Origin of the sequence: Mesorhizobium sp. M7A.F.Ca.CA.003.01.2.1 (genome assembly GCF_003998945.1) — a bacterium.
GTDB lineage: Bacteria > Pseudomonadota > Alphaproteobacteria > Rhizobiales > Rhizobiaceae > Mesorhizobium > Mesorhizobium ciceri.
Genome location: NZ_RZRA01001298.1, coordinates 1 through 1,145, shown reverse-complemented (window position 1 = coordinate 1,145; position 1,145 = coordinate 1). Strand labels below are relative to the sequence as shown.

Sequence of the window (1,145 nt, the reverse complement as noted above, 5' to 3'; positions counted from 1 at the left end):
GTCCACTGCACGCCCGAAAAGATGGCGTTCATCGTTCGCCACACCTCCGGCATCGTCTGTACGCCGATGCCGCGCGAAGAAGCCAAGCGGCTGAACCTTGCCCCCATGGTCGCCGACAACGATTCCGCCCACACCACCGCTTTCACCGTCAGTGTCGATTTCAAGCATGGCACCACGACCGGCATCTCGGCCGAAGATCGCACTTTGACCGTTCGCAATCTTGCCAACGGCAATGTCGGTGGCTCGGATTTCGTCCGCCCCGGCCACATCTTCCCGCTGATCGCGCGCGAAGGCGGCGTGCTGATGCGCTCAGGCCATACCGAAGCAGCGGTCGATCTGTGCAAGCTCGCCGGCCTGCCGCCGGTTGGCGTCATTTCCGAGCTGGTCAATGATGACGGCACCGTCAAGCGCGGTCCGCAGGTGCAGGCTTTCGCCGAGGAGCATGGCCTCAAGCAGGTTTCGGTCGCCGACCTCATCGCCTACCGGCAGCGCAAGGAAACGCTGGTCGAACGCGTCGCCTGCTCGGAAATCGACACGCTCGGCGGCAAGGCACAGGTCTTCACCTACACGCTGCCGTGGGACTCCATGCATCACGTCGCCATCGTCTTCGGCGACATTCGTGACGGCGAGGACGTGCCGGTGCGTCTGCATTCGGAGGATGTGGTGACCGATGTCTTCGGCACCAGCCACCGGCTCGACGCCATCATGAAGACAATGGGCGAGCGCAGGCGCGGTGTCATCGTCTATCTCAGAGAAGGCTCCGTCGGCGTTGCGCATCAGGAGCGCAAGCGGCCGGCAAGCGGCGACCGCGAGGATCACGAAGAGGCGCGCCGCCGTGAAAACGAGTGGCGCGAGATCGGGCTAGGCGCCCAGATACTCAAGGATCTCGGCATCTCCTCGATCAACCTGATCGCCTCGCGCGAACGCCACTATGTCGGCCTTGAAGGTTTTGGCATCCACATCGCCAAGACCGAGATCCTCTGAGCCTCCCGTCGATCCGGTTGCCGGAGAAGACGGATGAATGCGTCCCTGCCTTCCAGCCAGCGCAGCGAGCGGCTTTTGCTGCGCCGCCCAGAAGAGGCTGATCTGGATTTCCTGATCGATCTCTTTTCGCGCCGGGAACTTGTTGCGCATCGTCCGGGCCC

At 63.2% G+C, this 1,145-nt stretch carries 1 protein-coding gene and 1 pseudogene; both read left to right on the top strand.

The window, feature by feature from the left end:
• Positions 1 to 984 (top strand): 3,4-dihydroxy-2-butanone-4-phosphate synthase (gene ribB, locus EN969_RS32155; protein ID WP_127419791.1); only part of this gene is annotated, 984 nt, incomplete at its 5' end.
• Between the two features lie 33 nt (positions 985 to 1,017).
• Positions 1,018 to 1,145 (top strand): annotated as a pseudogene (locus EN969_RS36435) (GNAT family N-acetyltransferase); the annotation flags it as partial.